This window comes from Mycobacterium sp. NPDC048908 (assembly GCF_043197955.1).
In the GTDB taxonomy this organism is placed as follows: Bacteria; Actinomycetota; Actinomycetes; order Mycobacteriales; family Mycobacteriaceae; genus Mycobacterium.
Map to the genome: position 1 here is coordinate 90789 of NZ_JBICUE010000006.1, position 15916 is coordinate 106704.

The following is a 15916-nucleotide window of genomic DNA, read 5'->3' on the forward strand; positions in this document are numbered from 1 at the left end:
GTGGCGGGTCGCGTGAACGGTCCGCTTGACGGCTACAGCGTCGTGGACCTTTCCAGTGGCATCGCGGGCGCGTATTGCACCAAGCTGCTGGCCGACGGTGGCGCCGAGGTCATCAAAGTCGAAGCGCCGGAGGGTGATCCGCTGCGGCGGTGGTCGGCGTCCCGGGCCGAGATACAGCCCGGTCACGACGGCGCGCTGTTCAGCTTTCTGGCGTGCTCGAAACGCAGCGTCGTCGCCGACGCCGAGGCCGACCTGAAGTTCGTCAACGATCTACTCGCCGACGCCGACGCGATGGTGTGGTCGCGGGGTTCGGCGGTCGCCGAGGCCTTGCCCCCCGCTGGGATCCACCTGGCGCACCCGCACCTGACCGTCACCGCGATTACGCCATTCGGTCTTGACGGGCCGTGGGCGGATCGGCCTGCCACCGAATTCACCCTGCAGGCCTGGTCGGGCGGCATCGTCGGGCTGGGACGCGGATCAGCCGACCGCGCACCGGTATTCGTGGGCGGGCAGGTCGGCGAATACCTCGCCGGCGCCTACGCCAGCGCGGCGACGATGGCGTCGCGGATGCGCGGTGCCGCGGAGTTGATCGACCTGTCGATGCTCGAGACGCAGATCCTGGGTCTCACCTACTACCCAGTGAGTTACTTCGAAATGCTCGGCAGGCCGTGGCGCGACGCCCGCAGGCTCACGGTGCCTGGCATAGCGCGGGCCGGTGACGGGTTGATCGACATCGGTTGCGGGACCGCGCAGCAGTGGTTCGACCTGTGCGCGATGACGGGCCACCAGGACTGGATCGACGAGGAGTCGCCGCTGTCGATCACCGAGCAGGCCAACGAAAAATCCGCCGAACTGTACGCGTGGGTCGAAAGCCGGACCGTCGACGAGATCCGTGACCTCGCGACGGCGTTCCGGATACCGAATGCACCAGTTGCCAACGGCGCCAACGTCGAATCGCTCGACCACTTCGTCGAGCGCAGGTCGTTCGTGCGCAATCCGCGTGACGGGTTCACCCAACCCGCTCCGCCATATCGGATGCAGCCCGCGTTTCTGCGGGCACCGCAACCGGCGCCCCGCCTCGGCGAGCACACCGACCATTACCGCCGACAAGCGGGTCGAAAAAGCCCCCCAGTTCGCGCCCGAATGCCAGCTTCGAAGTTGCCATTCGAGGGGCTGCGGGTGGTGGACATGACGACGTTCTGGGCCGGACCGTCGTGCACACACCTGCTGGCCATGCTCGGTGCCGAGGTGATCCATGTGGAGTCCACGCGGCGACCCGACGGTACCCGGTTGATCGCGGGCATCCCGATCACCGAAGACCGGTGGTGGGAGAAATCGCCGATCTTCTCCGGGCTCAACACCAACAAGAAGGGGCTGACGCTCGATCTGCAGAGCGCCGCGGGACGCGAACTGCTGTTGCGGCTGATCGGGACGTGCGACGTCGTCGTCGAGAACTTCACTCCGCGCGTGCTCGATCAAATGGGATTGGATTTCGCTGCAGTCCAAGCGGTTCGGCCCGACGCGATCATGCTGAGGATGCCCGGCTTCGGCCTCGACGGACCGTGGCGGGACAACCCCGCCTTCGCCTACGTCATCGAGGCTGCGTCGGGGATCAGCTGGCTGACCGGCTACCCCGACCGAAACCCCTACGAACCGTATTCCGTCGGCGACCCGAACGCGGGCGTACATGCGCTCAACGCACTGTTGCTCGCGCTGGAACATCGCCGCCGAACCGGAACGGGCGTGTACATCGAGGCCGCCATGGTCGACGCTGCGCTCAACGTGGCCGCCGAGCAGGTGATCGAGCACTCCTCCTACGGCGCCCTGCTGCAGCGCGACGGAAATCGCGGGCCGACGGCCGCGCCGCAGAACCTCTATCGCACCAACGAAATCGACGAGTTCGGCAGGCGCGACTGCTGGGTCGCCGTCGCCATCACCACCGACGAGCAGTGGGCCTGCCTGTGTGCAGCGTTGGGGCACCCCGACTGGGCGTCCGATCCCGAGCTGACAACGGCCGACGGTCGGCGTCGGCGACACGATCTGATCGATGAGCACCTCACCGCGTGGTGCGAGATCCGCACCGGCGACGACATCGTCGAGGCGCTGTGGGATCACGGTGTGCCCGTCGCCAAGGTCATGCAGCCGCACCGGCAAACGGAGCTGCCGCAACTGGCCGCCCGCAGGTTCTTCGAGGAGGTCGCACACCCGGTGAACGTCCTGACTCCGCACAGCACGCTGCCATTCCGGTCGTCGCGGGGACCCGAGCGGGTGCATGTCCAGCCGGCGCCGCTGCTGGGCCAGCACAACCGGGAGGTTCTCTGCGGGCTGGGACTGAGTGAGCGCGAGATCGACGACCTGGAGGTCGCGGGCGTGATCGGGACGACTCCGGCCATGGGCGGCGCCACGGTCTGATAGCGGTGTGAATTTTGCACTCAGGGTTTCCGAATTTTTGAGCGGCCACGACCCTGCGTGCAAAAATGGCGACCGCATCGTGCGCATGACCCATTAGCGTTGGTCTTATGGCGATCGATCCGTCCGATATCCTGCTCACCGGCCGCATCGCGGTGGTGACCGGTGGGGGAGAGGGGCTCGGCCGCGGCATCGCAGAGGGCTTAGCTGCCTTCGGTGCAAAAGTCGCGATTTGGGAACGCAACCCAGATACCTGCGCATCGGCCGCGGAAGCCATCGGCGCCCTGGGCGTCGTCACCGATGTCAGGGACAGCGAGCAGGTCGACAAGGCATTGCAGAGCACCAGATCCGAATTGGGCATGCCGTCGATCCTCGTCAACAACGCGGGCGGAGTGTTCAAGGCGCCGCTACTCGACACCACGGAAAACGGCTGGGATGCGTTGTACAAGAGCAACCTTCGCCATGTGCTGCTGTGCACGCAACGTATCGCCCGCGGCCTGGTGGGCACCGGAGAGCCGGGCAGCGTCATCAATGTGACGTCCATCGAGGGAGTTCGTGCGGCTCCCGGCTACGCCGCGTATGCGGCGGCGAAGGCCGGCGTCATCAACTACACCAAAACCGCTGCGCTCGAGTTGGCCCCGCACGATATTCGCGTCAACGCTCTCGCCCCCGATCTGACCGTGACCGAGGGCTTGCTCAAGATCTCGCCTAACGATCTTTCGGAGAACGCCCGCCACATGATTCCAATGGGTCGCCCAGGACACGTCGACGAGATGGCAGGCGCGGCGGTGTTCCTGGCGTCGGATTTGTCGAGCTATGTCACAGGACAGACGATTCACGTCGATGGCGGTACCCACGCTGCGAGCGGGTGGTACCACGATCCCGAGACCGGTGACTATCAACTGGGCCCCGGATAGCGCAGCGACGGCAAACTATCATGAACGCATGACTGCACGCGGTAAGCGGCCGGCACGCCGGCGAACATCCCCATTAGATGCCGCAGTCCCCGATACGGACGAGGTTCCGGTTTCCACCGTCGACGAAACCGACCGCCAGATCATCCGATTGCTGTGTGCCAACGGACGGGCGAGTAACGTCGACATCGCCAAGACCATCGGCGTCACCGAGACCACTGTGCGCAAGCGGATCGCGCGCCTGCTGTCCACCGGTGCCATCGAAGTCGTTGCCATACCGAGCCCGAGCCTGGCAGGTCTGAATTTGTCCGCGATCATCGGAATATCCACCGAACTGCACAGCCTGCGCGCGGTGTGCAGGAGCCTAGCGGCGCTGCCGGAGGTCCGCTACTGCGGATATTCAACTGGCCGTTTCGATCTCATCATCGAGGCGTTCTTCGCCGATCAGGCGCATGTGCTCAGCTTCACCACCGATGTTCTCGGCGCGATGGAGGGAATCACCGCGGTGGAGACCTCTTTGATCCTGCAGATCGAGAAGTTCTCCTTCGAGTGGTAGGCGGCTAGCCGGTTGCGGGCTGCTCGATCTTGTAGACGTTCGTCTTCGTCAGCTGCTCATACTGCGCGGGATCGTGGATCCGCAACCAGTAGGTGCGCAGCACCCCGACGAGAACCAGCGCGGGAAGACTCAGTAACAGAACGACATTGATCCAACCAGTCTGGCCGGATAGCAGCGCGAAATTCTTCGCTACCAGGTACGAGGCAATGAGCAGGCCGACGAAGCTCAACAGCGGTGCGACCAAAGTGCTCCATCGCGACAGCCCATGGTCGGTGTGGCGGATATTGAAGTACACCAGAATCGAAGCGGAACACAGTGTTTGCAACACGATCACCGCCAGCACCCCGCCGGAGACCACAGGCAAGAAGACATTGAGGTAGGCGTCCTTGGCGCCGGCAGCGATGAACGCCCCGATCACCAACAGCGAGAACACCGACTGGACGACGTTGGCCCGGTGCGGTGACCGGTGGATCGGATGCACCCGTGCGGTGGCCGCAGGCAGCAAGCGTTCACGGCCCAATGTGTGCAGATAGCGAATTGCCGTGTTGTGGAACGCGAGTGCCGAGGCGAACGCGCTGGTGACCAGCAATATCTCGGTGACCACGACGGCGGGGTGCCCGACATAGCGCTCCATGGCTGCGAACACCAAGCGGACGGGATCGGCGGTTGCCGATGCCACGATCTGTGACTTGCCGTACGCCGTGAAGACGATCCAAGCCATGAACGTGTAGAAGATGCCGAGGAATCCGACAGCTAGATAGATTGCCCGAGGAACGGTCTTCTCGGGTTGCCGTGACTCCTCGGCGTAGATCGCGGTCGACTCGAATCCGATGAATGCGCCGAACACGATGGCGAACATCGCGCCGGTACCTCCGCCGGCGAAGATGGCCGACGGTGTGAACGAACTGAGGTCGAATCCCTCCGGGCCGCCCCTGTACAGCACGCAGATGCCCAGTATCAGCAGCACACCGGCCTCGGTCATCAGCGCCACACCAAGAACCTTGGCGCTGATCGAAATCTGGCGATGACCGAGAAACGCCACGATCGCGAGTGACGCCACTGACCAGACCCACCATGGGATTTCGACGCCGGTCACCACCCTGTCGAGGGGTGTCGCGGCGAACGCACCGACGACCGCGATTTCGCCGATTGCGATGATCGAGTAGGAGACCATCGCCAGTATCGCGGCCCCGCCGCCCGCCATCTTGCCGAAGGCCTGCCCGATGTAGGCGTAAAACGCGCCCGCATTCGGTATGCGCAGCGCCATCTTGGTGAGCCCGACGGCGAAGAAGAGCAATACCAGGCTGGCGACGAGTTGCGCACCGGGCGCGCCGATTCCGCCGATGCTGAACGACAGCGGCGTGTAGCCGGCGACCACCAGCAGGGGGCCGGCAGCCGCGATCACGAAGAACGCCAACTCCAATGGGCCCATGCCCTTCCGGCGAGATGTGGTGCCCCGCTCCGAGTCCAGGCTGGGCTTCGGCGAGAGTTCGGTCATCGAGCACCGTCCAGCCTGCTGTTGTCCGCCCGGTCGTATTGCGCGCGATAAGCTTCGAATGCCGACTCGAAGCTGTCCAGGTCAGGAATCAGCAGGCCCGCGCCGATCTGCCCGCCGGAGCTACCCGCAAGACCACCGTCGATCATTGGGGTACGTCGCAGCCGAAGGACCTGCATCAGATCGATGCCCGCCGGCGTGCCACGGAATCCGAATGCGGGGATGGCAAAGTCCGGGTGCTCGGCGAGAGTGATGTCGTAGAGCGCCAAGTTGTTCTCCATCATTCGGTTGAAGCTGCCGCCCTGGTATGCCTGCAAAGCGGGAGCGGCGGCCTGCGCGAAGGCGCCCAACCCGGTCACTTCGGTGAAGCAGCTTTCACCGCCGATCCATTCGACATCGCGTGGGCCGAACCCGTCGAAGAACTTCCCGTCGAGTCGGGGGTGCACACCGGTGAACCATTGATCACCCAAACCGCTGACACGAATCGCGAAGGACAGGCAGTTGATGTTCATCCCGGTGATCAGCGTGCTGGCCGGCACGCCGTGCGCGGCATCCGCGGTGACCTTGGCGGCGGCCATCCCCATTCGCAGGAAGGTGTAGTCGTTGTCCCGGAAGAAGTCGAGTACGTCGGACACCGCGGCCGCACTGCGCGTGCTGCCCATTCGGATGAATGACGGTGTCAGCTCGCGTTCGAACACCATGGTTGCTGCGGTGTTCCTGCTGTGCAATTCATCACCAAGGCGCAGGGCCCGCGCCATGATCGGCTTCAGCGGGATCGGCCCGCGCAGTTTCAGCGCTTCGGACAGCACCGGCGCCATGGTGTTCTCCAACCAACGCAGGCCGTCACGAACCTCGTCGTTGTACGAGCCGTAGTTCAGTCGATGCCTGCTCTTGCCTTCGTAGAGATTGCAGAACGCGGTGCCGCCGTAGGTGTCGTCACGTACCACCAGCACGGGCATGGAGGCGGTGTAGATTCCCGCGACGGACCCGATGCACTGGTGTTGCTGGGTGCTGCGGACGATGATGCTGCCGTTGTCCAACGCCTTCTCGGCCGCCCCGAGCGAGCTGGCGAGTCTCTCATAAACCGCGGCATACAGGATCGAACGACGTTGGCCACCCGTGTACTGCGGCCACTGAAGCGGTGCCCCCGATGTCAGGATCGTCGAATCCGTCATTCCGGGAACGACATCGCGTGCCGCGGCGACATCGACAAGCACGGGTTGGGCGGACAGCAGTCGTTCCAGCGCGGCGGTGTTTCCTTGCTGACGCCGCAACTCGGCGTCCTGCGTCAACGTGAACGCCATGGTTTCTGTCGTCATCGTCGTCAGACCCGCTGCAGGTAGGTACGGGTCTCCCAGTCGGTGACCACGGACTGGTACTCGTGACACTCGCGACTCATGTAGTCAAAGTACGTTCTGTGGAAGTCCTTGCCGAAGGCGCGCTGAGCGAGGTCATCTGATTCGAATGCAGCCAAAGAACGCTCGAATGTGGTCGGCAGTGCAATATCTCGCAGTTCGGCAGGGTCGAGCTTGTACGTGTCGACATTCAGCGGCTCACCCGGATCGAGCTTCTTCTCGATGCCGTCGAGTCCGGCCGCGAGCGCCATCGCGATCCCCAGGTAGTAGTTCACAGCCGCGTCGGCGGTGCGCACCTCGAGGCAGTGTCGGTTCACGGGCAGCCGGCACATCAGTGTCCTGTTGTTGTTGCCCCATGCTCGATATATTGGCGCCCAAGAGATTTCGTCCATGAAGCCCTTACTGGTGAACCGCTTGTACGAGTTCACCGTCGGGCAGGTGACGGCGGTGATCGCGTCACCGTGCGCGAGAACGCCTGCGGTGAAGTGCCGAGCCAGGTCGCTGTAGCCCTCGCCGTCGGCATCCGCGAACACGTTGCGGCCCGAGGCGGCGTCGGCCAGGCTGATGTTGATGTGCGCAGCGGAGCCGAAATCGTCCTGGAAGGGCTTCGGCATGAAGGTGGCGACGCAACCCAATTTGCGCGCGCAGTGCTTGGCCATCAGGCGGAAGATCACCATTCGATCGGCCATCGTCAGCGCGTCCGCATAGTCGAAGTTGAACTCGTACTGACCGTCGCCGCCTTCGTGGTCGAAGGAGTACAAACCCCAGCCGAGGTCGGCCATGTACTGGGCCATCGGGTCGAGGAAGTCGCGCGCGAGGATGGTCGCTTCGAGGTCGTAGCCTCGAGTCGGCTCATTGAGCGTATCGCTGGGAACCAATGGCTCCCAGCCGGTTTCGGTCTGTCGGATCACATAGAACTCGGGTTCGATACCGACGTTGGCGACGAATCCCATATCGGCGGCCCGCTCAACCTGCTGCAGCAGCACATTGCGTGAGTCCTGGGGATAGAGCTCGTTTTCCAGTTTGAGAGTGGCGGGGGCGAGTGCGATTTGTGGATCCCACGGCAATACGACGAGCCGGTCGAGGTCGGGGAAACCCTGACACTCATCCTCGTGCGGGCCAAGCTCGCCCATGCCTTCCAACGCGCCGACCGTGTACAGCTCCGAACCGTTGGCCATCGACTCGAGTGACGTCACAGGCACGCATTTGCTCTTGGGCACGCCGTGGATGTCGACATAGAAGCCGAACACATATCGCACTCCTTGTTCAGCGAGTGTGGTGGCCAGGTCGGCGGCTGATGACATCGATGACGTCCCTTCGTTGGTCGATTTATGGCATCTAAACACCGGCATAAGTCGAATACAAGCATTAACCTGACCGAAATGGAACGAAAATCGTTTAGAAATCGATGTGGAGGCCGGCTCGGTGCGACAGCAGGGACTGCGTCACCGCACGTGTGCGTAGCGCGCTAAAGCGTTGCGGCGCTTAGGGTGTGACGATTTTCGATGGCGGCGCTGGCCCGGTCACCACCAAGATCAGTTCAGTGTGTCCAGCCCTCGGCGTTCTGATCGTCGAAGGTGTGGTCGATGCGCTCGAACCGTCGCCGGATCGAATCACGCGCTGCACGGTGCGGTAACACGTACAGACGGTTGGCCAGGATCGCGTCGGCGGTGAGTCGCGCGACGTCGTCGGCCCGAACGAGTGGATCGGTCGCGGTCAACAACAGTGCCGTATCTTCTGCGGACGACGTGGCTGGCCCATAGTCTGCGGTTCGCACTCGTTCGCTGTTGGCCGCCAACTCGGTTTCCACGATCATCGGGCACAGCACGGAGACCCCGATCCCGTCCGGCCGCAACTCACGGGCCAGTGTCTCGGCAAGCGCGACGACTCCGTACTTCGCAACGCAATACGGCCCAAGCCCCACGTTTGGGATCAGCCCCGCGAACGATGACGTGAACACGATGTGGCTCTCGCCGCCCTGGGCGATCAACCGCGGCAGGAACGCCTCGACGCCATGGATCGGGCCCCAGAGGTCGACGTCGATCACGAAGCGCCAGTCGTCGTGGCTGGTTTCCGCGATCGCCCCAGCGAATCCGATGCCGGCGTTGTTGAACACCACGTGCACGTCGCCGAAGACGCGGAATGCCTCGTCGGCGAGGTGGGCGACGTCGTCCAGTTTGCGCACGTCGCAAACCACGCCATGGGCGTCGACTCCGTCTGCACGCAGCGTCGCGACCGCGCCGTCCAACGCGGACTGATCGATGTCGGCGATCATCACCCGGGCGCCGCGGCGAGCGAACTCCTTGGCTGTCGCGAAGCCGATGCCATTCGCACCGCCAGTGATGACTGTTGCGCGCCCTTCGAAACTCTCCACGGCGCGAACACTATGCGGTCAGGTCCGGTCGTACAGCCTGTCCGGGTCAGGTTCCCCCAACTTCGCGCGGATGGCGCCCCAGGGGTCGGCGTACTGGCCGGGTGCGTTCCAATAGGCCGACCGGCGTTTCATCACCGCGCGAACGATCGGCGCGAGCAACCGGCCCCAGTACCGCATGAACCAGAACTTCGCGGACAACTCGGCCATCATGTCCGGCCACGAGTGGTGCTGGAACTTCAACACTTCCTGTGCCCGTGTCGGGTCCATCCAGTCGGTGACGAACCAGTCCTTGTCGCTGTTGGGGTCTCCCGGCCGCCCTGGCGGGATGGCCCGCGGTATGCCGAGCGCAGACACCATGGCCGGCGCCAAATCGCCGTAACAGTGCCGATGGGAGTCGTCGCCCGCGATCAGCAAGATCTCCCCGACGGCATCGGCGGTCGTCGCAGCGGCACATGCCCGCGCGACGTCGCGAACATCGACGGTGTGCACCCGGTTATCGCTGGGAAGTGCGCTCTCGAAGAGCATGGCGTCCCCGCTGAGCGGCATCGTCGACAAATCCGGGGTGAGCACACCACCGAACCGCAGCACCACCCAGTCCAGTTTCGACGACCGCACGATTTCCTCGGCCTCCGCCTTGGTACCGCTGTACAGGTCGCATGGCCGCGTCGGGTCGTCGGCCGTCAGCGGCGCGGTGGTCCGGTGCGGATTGCGCGGACCGAACACCGCGTTGCTCGATCCCAATACGAGGCGCGGCGGAGTGGGTTGCCCTTCGGCGATGCGCACCAGTGTTGCCGTTGCCTCGACATTGACGCGACGCGCGAGTTTGGCATTGCGGTAGATCAGCGGCGGGATGATCGCGGCGAGGTGGATGATTGCGGCGGGCGTGACGTCGGAAACCAGGCGCTGCACCTGCTCGGGATCCGTGAGGTCGGTCCACCGCGCCTCGACGCCGGTAGGGAGTGCGGTTGCCTTCTTGACGTTGGCGGCTGTCTCGAGGTCGGCTATCACCACCCGCCTGCCGTCGGCCGCCAGCCGCCGCACGGTCGCAGTACCGACCAGGCCGAAGCCGCCGGTGACGAGCACTGTGTCGGACATATCGCTCCTACCTGCGGATATGACATTCTCTTTTTTCGAGAGTAGCATACTCTGATTCTTGGGGGACGACGCAGGGAACAGGCTAGACATGAGCAGCGACGGGGTGGACAAACCGGAAACCGCGAAGTGGGATCCCGGGTTCGCCCGGCAGATCGCCAGCCGGGTCGGTCCACTCATCAAGCGGTACTTCCGCGCCGAGGTGCGCGGTCTGGAGTCCATTCCGAAAGCGGGCGGCGCTCTGGTTGTTTCGAACCACTCCGGCGGCATGTTCACGCCAGACGTACTCGTCTTCGCGCCCGCGTTCTACGAGAAGTTTGGTTTCGACCGGCCGGTTTACACGCTGGCGCACTACGGCGTGTTCATCGCGAACATCGGTGACTGGCTCCGGCGCGCCGGCGTGATCGAGGCAAGCCGCGAGAATGCGGCCAAGGCGCTGCGCGACGGCGCGCTGGTGCTGGTGTTCCCCGGCGGCGACTACGACTCCTACCGTCCGACGTTGACGGAGAACGTCATCGACTTCAATGGTCGCCAAGGCTATGTGAGGACCGCCATCGAGACCGGAGTGCCGATCGTGCCGATGGTGTCGATTGGCGCCCAGGAGACCCAATTGTTCCTTGCCAGAGGCGATTCCATTGCTCGGCGGTTGGGTCTGACAAAGGCCCGGATGGAGATCCTGCCGATCAGTTTCGGCTTTCCGTTCGGGCTGTCCGCGATCTTCCCGCCGAATGTCCCGTTGCCCGCCAAGATTGTCACGCGCGTGCTGGATCCGATCGACATCACCGCCCAGTTCGGTGACGACCCCGACATCGACCAGGTCGACCTGCACGTCCGCGCTGTCATGCAGAAGGCGCTGGACGAACTCGCCGCCGAACGCCGCTTCCCGATCCTGGGTTAGCCCGCAGTGGCAGGGGCCATCGCGGTCCCGACGGTAGTGGCTGCGGCCAATCCGCAGGCACGCCGGATCTCGCCGAACGCATGCACCATTGCATCGGTGGCTTCGTGGGTGTCGTCGAAGGTGCGGTCGTCGGACAGCACAGCGATGTCGAGTTGGTCGACGTAGCTCCATACCGTCATGTTGAACGCACTGCCCGCGGAAAGTACTCCAACGGAATAGATTTCACTGACCGGCGCGCCGCCGATGTGGCCACGTTGGCGCGGCCCTGGCACGTTCGACACCGCGACGTTCATGATCTTGTTGCGCGCAGTGCGTTTCGCCTGCCAGCGGAACAAGGCGGGTGTCAGCGGCGGCGGTAGGTACTCCATCATCTGGCCATGCAACTGCGGGCCGAACAACTCGTTGTCTTCCTTGGCCCGGTTGGCGGCGACCGCTGTCAACCGCACCCGTTCCAAGGGGTCGTCGACGTGCACCGGCAGCGAGACAGCAAGACCGCTTATCTCATTGCCGGTGATCCTGTCCGCCGAGCGGTCGGTGCTGACGGGGACGGAAGCGAGAATGGGCTGATCCGCCCGTCCGTCGTAGCGCAGCAGCAGTTCGCGCAGGCCGCCAGCGGCCATTGCGAGCACGACGTCGTTGAACGTCACGCCGAGGTGCTTGGCGGTCTCCTTGATCTCGGCAAGCGACAGCGATGCGGTCGCGAATGTCCGCACGGGGGAGACGATGTGGTTGAGGAACGTCTGCGGCGTCTTGAAGATCCTGGCCATTTGGGCGTCGTTTTCGCGCTCGCGTGCTTTGCGGCGAACCCGCGTTGCGCCGCGCACGGCGTCCCGCATCAATGCGGGTAAGGCGACCATGTTGCGGAAGTGATCGAGTTGCGCTTCCCAGAGCAGCTGCCGCTTATTGGGCGCATCACAGACGGGGTAGTCGTCATTCTCGTCCTGAGTCGAACCCGCGAGATCCATCAGTCGTGCGAGCAGGTTCGCTGATGCGACGCCGTCGGCAAGCGTGTGGTGCACCTTTCCGATGAGCGCGAACCGGTCGTCGGTCATGCCTTCGGCGAAATGGAATTCCCAGAGCGGTCGAGTGCGGTCCAGCGGGGTACTGGCGATGGTGCCGATCACTTGGTCGAGTTCGCGTCGGCCACCGGGCGCAGGGACCTGAACGCGCCGCAGGTGATAGTCGAGGTCGACGGGGCAGTCCTCCAGCCACATCGGATGGTGCAGCTTCAACGGGATGTCGACCAGTCGGTAGCGCAGCGGGTCGAGCAGGTGCAGCCGCCGCGCGATGGTGCGCCTGAAGACGTCGAAGGTGAATTCACCGTCGAACTGGGCGGCGTGCACGATCGCAACCTTGAGCGTGTGCGTGTGCAGGTTCGGCGTCTCGCTGTACAGCAGCATGGCGTCCATGCCGTTGAGTCGCTTCATGTTCCACCCCCGCGCTCTATCGAAGCACTAGAGCCACGAGCGTTCGGGCGGTTTCGGGCGAATGACGTTAACCGGCGATGGCGTCCAAGACCGCGCGGGTGTCCAAGTCGGCGAACGCCGCCGAGTATCGCTGCGTGAATGCCAGGCAGATGTCCGGTCGTTGCCATGCGTCGCCGCCCGACAGCGTCGCCATCCAGATCGCCAACCCGTGTGCGACCGAGGCGCGGTACCGCAACCACACCTCGTCGGCGCTCGGCATCTGCTCGGCGGGCAGTTCGAGCGCGCCGCGGTACTCCTCGAGGAGTTGTCGCTCGCCGGCGCGACGATCCTCGATGGTCAACGCGCCCTGCAGGAAGTAGCCCAGATCCAGTGACCAATTCCCGCGGCGGACCATCTGCCAATCGAGGAACCCGACTTCGTCGTCGGGCAACACGTAGGTGTTGCCGATGTGCGGATCGCCGTGGAGAAGCGTTTGAGGAGATGTCGTCAGCGTGCTGATGTAGCGCGCCCAGATGTCGACGAAGAGTTCTGTCCCGTTGAGCGCGGTGATTTCGGCAGGCACGGTGTCGCCCAGTCGCTCGTGAGCGATGTGCAACGGGGCGTACTGCAGACCGTCGAACGCCACAAACGGCTCTACCCATTCCAAGGACGGATTCCGCGTGACGCGGTCACCCCAGAACTCGCTGTGCATCCTTGCGAGCCCGCGCACGCCGCTGGCCACCTGGTCGACGGTCATCGGCCTCGTCGAATCGCGCGGATCTGCCCCGCGAGTGACGACATCTTCCATGATCATCAGGAAGTCGCGGTGGTCCTCATCGATGATCGCCGTGTACACCTGCGGATGGTCAAGCGGCAGAGCAACTCTCGACATGAACAGCCGCGGCTCGTGATACAGGCCGCTCGTCAGCGCAACCAGATCGGCGTGCTCGGGGTCCACGGCCTTCGCGAACACCGTCGCCGGACCCGCACCTGCTGAATAGCTCAGCTCGAGGCGGGCCCGGCGGTTGGTGCCGTCGTCACGCAGTGCGACTGTCACTCGGTCGACGGATGCTCCAGGGAAGTGCTGCGCCAGCGCCGCCGTCATCCACTCCGCAGTGATCTCGTCCCATCCCTGCGGAATGGACAACTCGGCCGTCGTCACTTCAGGCAGCTGCCGCCGTCGACGGGCAGTGTGACACCGGTGATGTAGCGGGCTTCGTCGGAAGCCAGGAAGAGTACGGCGTTGGCGATGTCTTCGGGTTCGACCCAGCCGATCGGAAGCGTATGCATCAGCTGGCCGACGACCTTCATGTCATCGGGGCCCGGGTTCTCCAGATCGGGACGGAACAGCTTCATGGTGGGTTCATTCATGAACAGCGGCGTGTTCACATTGGTCGGGTGCACGGAGTTGACGCGGATGTTCTGTGCGCCCAGTTCGACGGCGAAGGTGCGCATCAGGCCGACCACACCGTGTTTGGCGGCGACATAGTGGCCGGTGTGGGGGTACGCCTTCAGGCCGCCGACCGAACTGGTCAGGATGATCGAGCCGCCCCGGCCGCCCTTCAATATGTGGGGGACACCGGCTTTGACGGTCTTCCATACGCCGCCCAGATTGATGTCGATCATGGCGGTCCAGTCGGTTTCGCTGGTCTTGTCCAGTGTTTGGCCGCCGTTGCCGATGCCGGCGTTGGCCACGATAATGTCTAGACGCCCCAGTTGTTCGACGCCGGTGTCGACGGCGGCCTTCAGCGCGTCGTAGTCGCGCACATCGACTTCGGCGGTGTAGATGCGCCGGTTGTGACCCTTGACGAGGTCGGCGGTCTCGGCGAGATCTTCGGGAGTGGAGGCCGCGATCAGGTCGACCGTGTCGATTTTCTTGCAGATGTCGACGGCGATGATGTCGGCGCCCTCTTGCGCGAGCCGTACCGCGTGCGCGCGGCCCTGCCCGCGCGCCGCACCGGTGATGAAAGCGACCTTGCCTTCTACACGTCCTGCCATGTGTCTGTCGTCCTTCTGGTGGTTGTTGTTGACGGTTTCAGGAAACGAACGTGGGCATGGATTCCCAGCCGCGGACAGCAGTCGTCTGCGACGGACGAGCGTTGGGCCAGTCGACCTCCCAGCTCGGGAACCTCTTGAGGATTTCCTCGAGTGCGATTCGGCCCTCGAGACGTGCAAGTGCGTTGCCCATGCAGAAGTGCGTCCCCGCACCGAATGTCATGTGCGCGTGCTGCTCTCGATGGATGTCGAACACGTCGCCGTTCGGCGGGAAGCGGCGGTGGTCGCGGTTGGCGGCGCCGACAAGCATCAGCATCGCAGAGCCTTCTGGCACGGTCTGTCCGTAGTACTCGACGTCCCGGGTGACGTAGCGGGCAATCTGCAAAGCAGGCGGCTCCCAGCGCAGGATCTCTTCGATCGCCTGGGGAATCAGGTCGGGATTCTCCGCCAGTTCACGACGTTGGTCGGGGTGCTCGGCCAACGTCTTGCCTGCCCAGCCGATCAGCCGAGTCGTGGTTTCCGACCCCGCAGTCGCGATCACCGTCAGGTACATCAGCAGTTCGTCACGGCGCAGCCGTCGCACGGTGCCGGTCTCGTCGGTGAATTCGACGTTCAGCAGGTCGGTCATGATGTCGTCGGACGGGTGCTCGGTGCGGTAGTCGATGAACTCGGCGAACACCTCGCCGGTGGCCAGGAGATTGACTTCCTTGCTCTGCAGCGTCGCTTCGCCATGGTCGGTCACTCGACGCTGATCTTCTTCCGGAATGCCCAACAACATCCCGATCACCCGCATCGGCATCTGCTCGCCGAGGTCGTTGACGAAGTCGAAGCGCCCAGTGCCCACCAACGGGTCAAGGCAGCGGGCGGTGAACTCGCGGATCTGCGGTTCCAGGGCGAGGACCTTGCGCGGCGTGAACATCCGCGACAGCAGATTGCGATGGATGTTGTGGATCGGCGGATCCTCGAAAATCAGTGTGCCGGGCGGGATCTCCATTCCGGACTTGATGATCTCGAGCAGCGCGCCGCGGCCGGAGATGAACGTTTCGTGGTCGATCACGGCCTTGTTGACATCGTCGTATCGGCTCAACGCGTAGAAGTCGTGCTTGGCGTTGTAGTACAGCGGCGCTTCCTCGCGGATGCGGGCGAACACCGGATACGGATTCATGTTGAGGCCGACGCTGTACGGGTCGTAGTACAACTCGTCGGCTGTGGCGGCGTCCTGCACGTCGGAATTTTCCGCACTGATCGTCACGGTGTCGCCTTTCGCTGAACCTGGGCGTAAGACAGATGGGTTGTATTTGTCTCGCAACTCTGGCACCGGGCTGCCACGGGTGTCAACAACAGACTCCGTTACTGCAACTTAAGCTCTCCGCTTACAAGAATGAGCTTCTCATATGGCACGCGATCTGCGGAAATCCACCC

The 15916-nt window shown here is 63.9% G+C and carries 13 protein-coding genes; 4 read left to right on the forward strand and 9 right to left on the reverse strand.

Annotation, left to right across the window (positions count from 1 at the left end):
• Positions 1–12 precede the first annotated feature (12 nt).
• The 3 genes from ACGFK1_RS17485 to ACGFK1_RS17495 all read left to right on the forward strand — a co-directional run bounded on the left by ACGFK1_RS17485 (position 13) and on the right by ACGFK1_RS17495 (position 3879).
• Positions 13–2412, forward strand: coding sequence for a CoA transferase (locus ACGFK1_RS17485; RefSeq protein WP_393431529.1), 2400 nt, complete (start codon positions 13–15; stop codon positions 2410–2412).
• Between the two features lie 107 nt (positions 2413–2519).
• Positions 2520–3326, forward strand: a complete 807-nt coding sequence (locus ACGFK1_RS17490; protein ID WP_393431531.1) for an SDR family NAD(P)-dependent oxidoreductase — start codon at positions 2520–2522, stop codon at positions 3324–3326.
• Positions 3327–3354: 28 nt separating this feature from the next.
• Positions 3355–3879: an Lrp/AsnC family transcriptional regulator gene (locus ACGFK1_RS17495; protein ID WP_393431534.1), complete on the forward strand. Its 525-nt coding sequence runs from the start codon at positions 3355–3357 to the stop codon at positions 3877–3879.
• 4 nt (positions 3880–3883) lie between these two features.
• Here ACGFK1_RS17495 and ACGFK1_RS17500 read toward each other — a convergent pair whose 3' ends face one another.
• From ACGFK1_RS17500 to ACGFK1_RS17520, 5 genes are all read right to left on the reverse strand, one after another.
• The gene (locus ACGFK1_RS17500) at positions 3884–5377 is read right to left on the reverse strand and encodes an APC family permease (protein WP_393431537.1); all 1494 of its coding nucleotides are present in this window, start codon (positions 5375–5377) and stop codon (positions 3884–3886) included.
• Positions 5374–6693 carry a DUF1116 domain-containing protein gene (locus tag ACGFK1_RS17505; RefSeq protein ID WP_393431540.1) on the reverse strand — a complete coding sequence of 440 codons (1320 nt, stop codon included), beginning with the start codon at positions 6691–6693 and terminating at the stop codon, positions 5374–5376. Before ACGFK1_RS17505 ends, ACGFK1_RS17500 begins: the two co-directional genes overlap by 4 nt.
• Before the next feature lie 5 nt (positions 6694–6698).
• Positions 6699–8033, reverse strand: a complete 1335-nt coding sequence (locus ACGFK1_RS17510) for a glutamate--ammonia ligase (RefSeq protein ID WP_393431542.1) — start codon at positions 8031–8033, stop codon at positions 6699–6701.
• 236 nt (positions 8034–8269) lie between these two features.
• The gene (locus ACGFK1_RS17515; RefSeq protein ID WP_393431545.1) at positions 8270–9103 is read right to left on the reverse strand and encodes an SDR family NAD(P)-dependent oxidoreductase; all 834 of its coding nucleotides are present in this window, start codon (positions 9101–9103) and stop codon (positions 8270–8272) included.
• A gap of 18 nt (positions 9104–9121) precedes the next feature.
• Positions 9122–10198 (reverse strand): NAD-dependent epimerase/dehydratase family protein, encoded by a 1077-nt coding sequence (locus ACGFK1_RS17520; protein WP_393431548.1) that lies wholly within the window; start codon positions 10196–10198, stop codon positions 9122–9124.
• Positions 10199–10286: 88 nt separating this feature from the next.
• Between ACGFK1_RS17520 and ACGFK1_RS17525 the strand changes: the two genes are divergently transcribed.
• Positions 10287–11093, forward strand: coding sequence for a lysophospholipid acyltransferase family protein (locus ACGFK1_RS17525; RefSeq protein ID WP_393431550.1), 807 nt, complete (start codon positions 10287–10289; stop codon positions 11091–11093).
• Here ACGFK1_RS17525 and ACGFK1_RS17530 read toward each other — a convergent pair.
• The 4 genes from ACGFK1_RS17530 to ACGFK1_RS17545 all read right to left on the reverse strand — a co-directional run bounded on the left by ACGFK1_RS17530 (position 11090) and on the right by ACGFK1_RS17545 (position 15746).
• The gene (locus tag ACGFK1_RS17530; protein WP_393431553.1) at positions 11090–12520 is read right to left on the reverse strand and encodes a wax ester/triacylglycerol synthase family O-acyltransferase; all 1431 of its coding nucleotides are present in this window, start codon (positions 12518–12520) and stop codon (positions 11090–11092) included. The two genes, ACGFK1_RS17525 and ACGFK1_RS17530, sit on opposite strands and share 4 nt — an antisense overlap.
• A 67-nt stretch (positions 12521–12587) precedes the next feature.
• Positions 12588–13661, reverse strand: a complete 1074-nt coding sequence (locus ACGFK1_RS17535; RefSeq protein ID WP_393431556.1) for a phosphotransferase — start codon at positions 13659–13661, stop codon at positions 12588–12590.
• On the reverse strand, positions 13658–14497 hold the full coding sequence (locus ACGFK1_RS17540; RefSeq protein ID WP_393431559.1) for a mycofactocin-coupled SDR family oxidoreductase: 840 nt from the start codon (positions 14495–14497) through the stop codon (positions 13658–13660). Before ACGFK1_RS17540 ends, ACGFK1_RS17535 begins: the two co-directional genes overlap by 4 nt.
• 37 nt (positions 14498–14534) lie before the next feature.
• Positions 14535–15746: a cytochrome P450 gene (locus tag ACGFK1_RS17545; protein ID WP_393431561.1), complete on the reverse strand. Its 1212-nt coding sequence runs from the start codon at positions 15744–15746 to the stop codon at positions 14535–14537.
• Positions 15747–15916: the final 170 nt, after the last annotated feature.

Excerpts from the sequence above, each read along its gene's own strand:
- ACGFK1_RS17490 (WP_393431531.1), top strand. The coding sequence starts at position 2,520 with ATGGCGATCGATCCGTCCGATATCCTGCTCACCGGCCGCATCGCGGTG.
- ACGFK1_RS17495 (WP_393431534.1), top strand. The coding sequence starts at position 3,355 with ATGACTGCACGCGGTAAGCGGCCGGCACGCCGGCGAACATCCCCATTA.
- ACGFK1_RS17500 (WP_393431537.1), bottom strand. The coding sequence starts at position 5,377 with ATGACCGAACTCTCGCCGAAGCCCAGCCTGGACTCGGAGCGGGGCACC.
- ACGFK1_RS17505 (WP_393431540.1), bottom strand. The coding sequence starts at position 6,693 with ATGACGACAGAAACCATGGCGTTCACGTTGACGCAGGACGCCGAGTTG.
- ACGFK1_RS17510 (WP_393431542.1), bottom strand. The coding sequence starts at position 8,033 with ATGTCATCAGCCGCCGACCTGGCCACCACACTCGCTGAACAAGGAGTG.
- ACGFK1_RS17520 (WP_393431548.1), bottom strand. The coding sequence starts at position 10,198 with ATGTCCGACACAGTGCTCGTCACCGGCGGCTTCGGCCTGGTCGGTACT.
- ACGFK1_RS17525 (WP_393431550.1), top strand. The coding sequence starts at position 10,287 with ATGAGCAGCGACGGGGTGGACAAACCGGAAACCGCGAAGTGGGATCCC.
- ACGFK1_RS17530 (WP_393431553.1), bottom strand. The coding sequence starts at position 12,520 with ATGAAGCGACTCAACGGCATGGACGCCATGCTGCTGTACAGCGAGACG.
- ACGFK1_RS17540 (WP_393431559.1), bottom strand. The coding sequence starts at position 14,497 with ATGGCAGGACGTGTAGAAGGCAAGGTCGCTTTCATCACCGGTGCGGCG.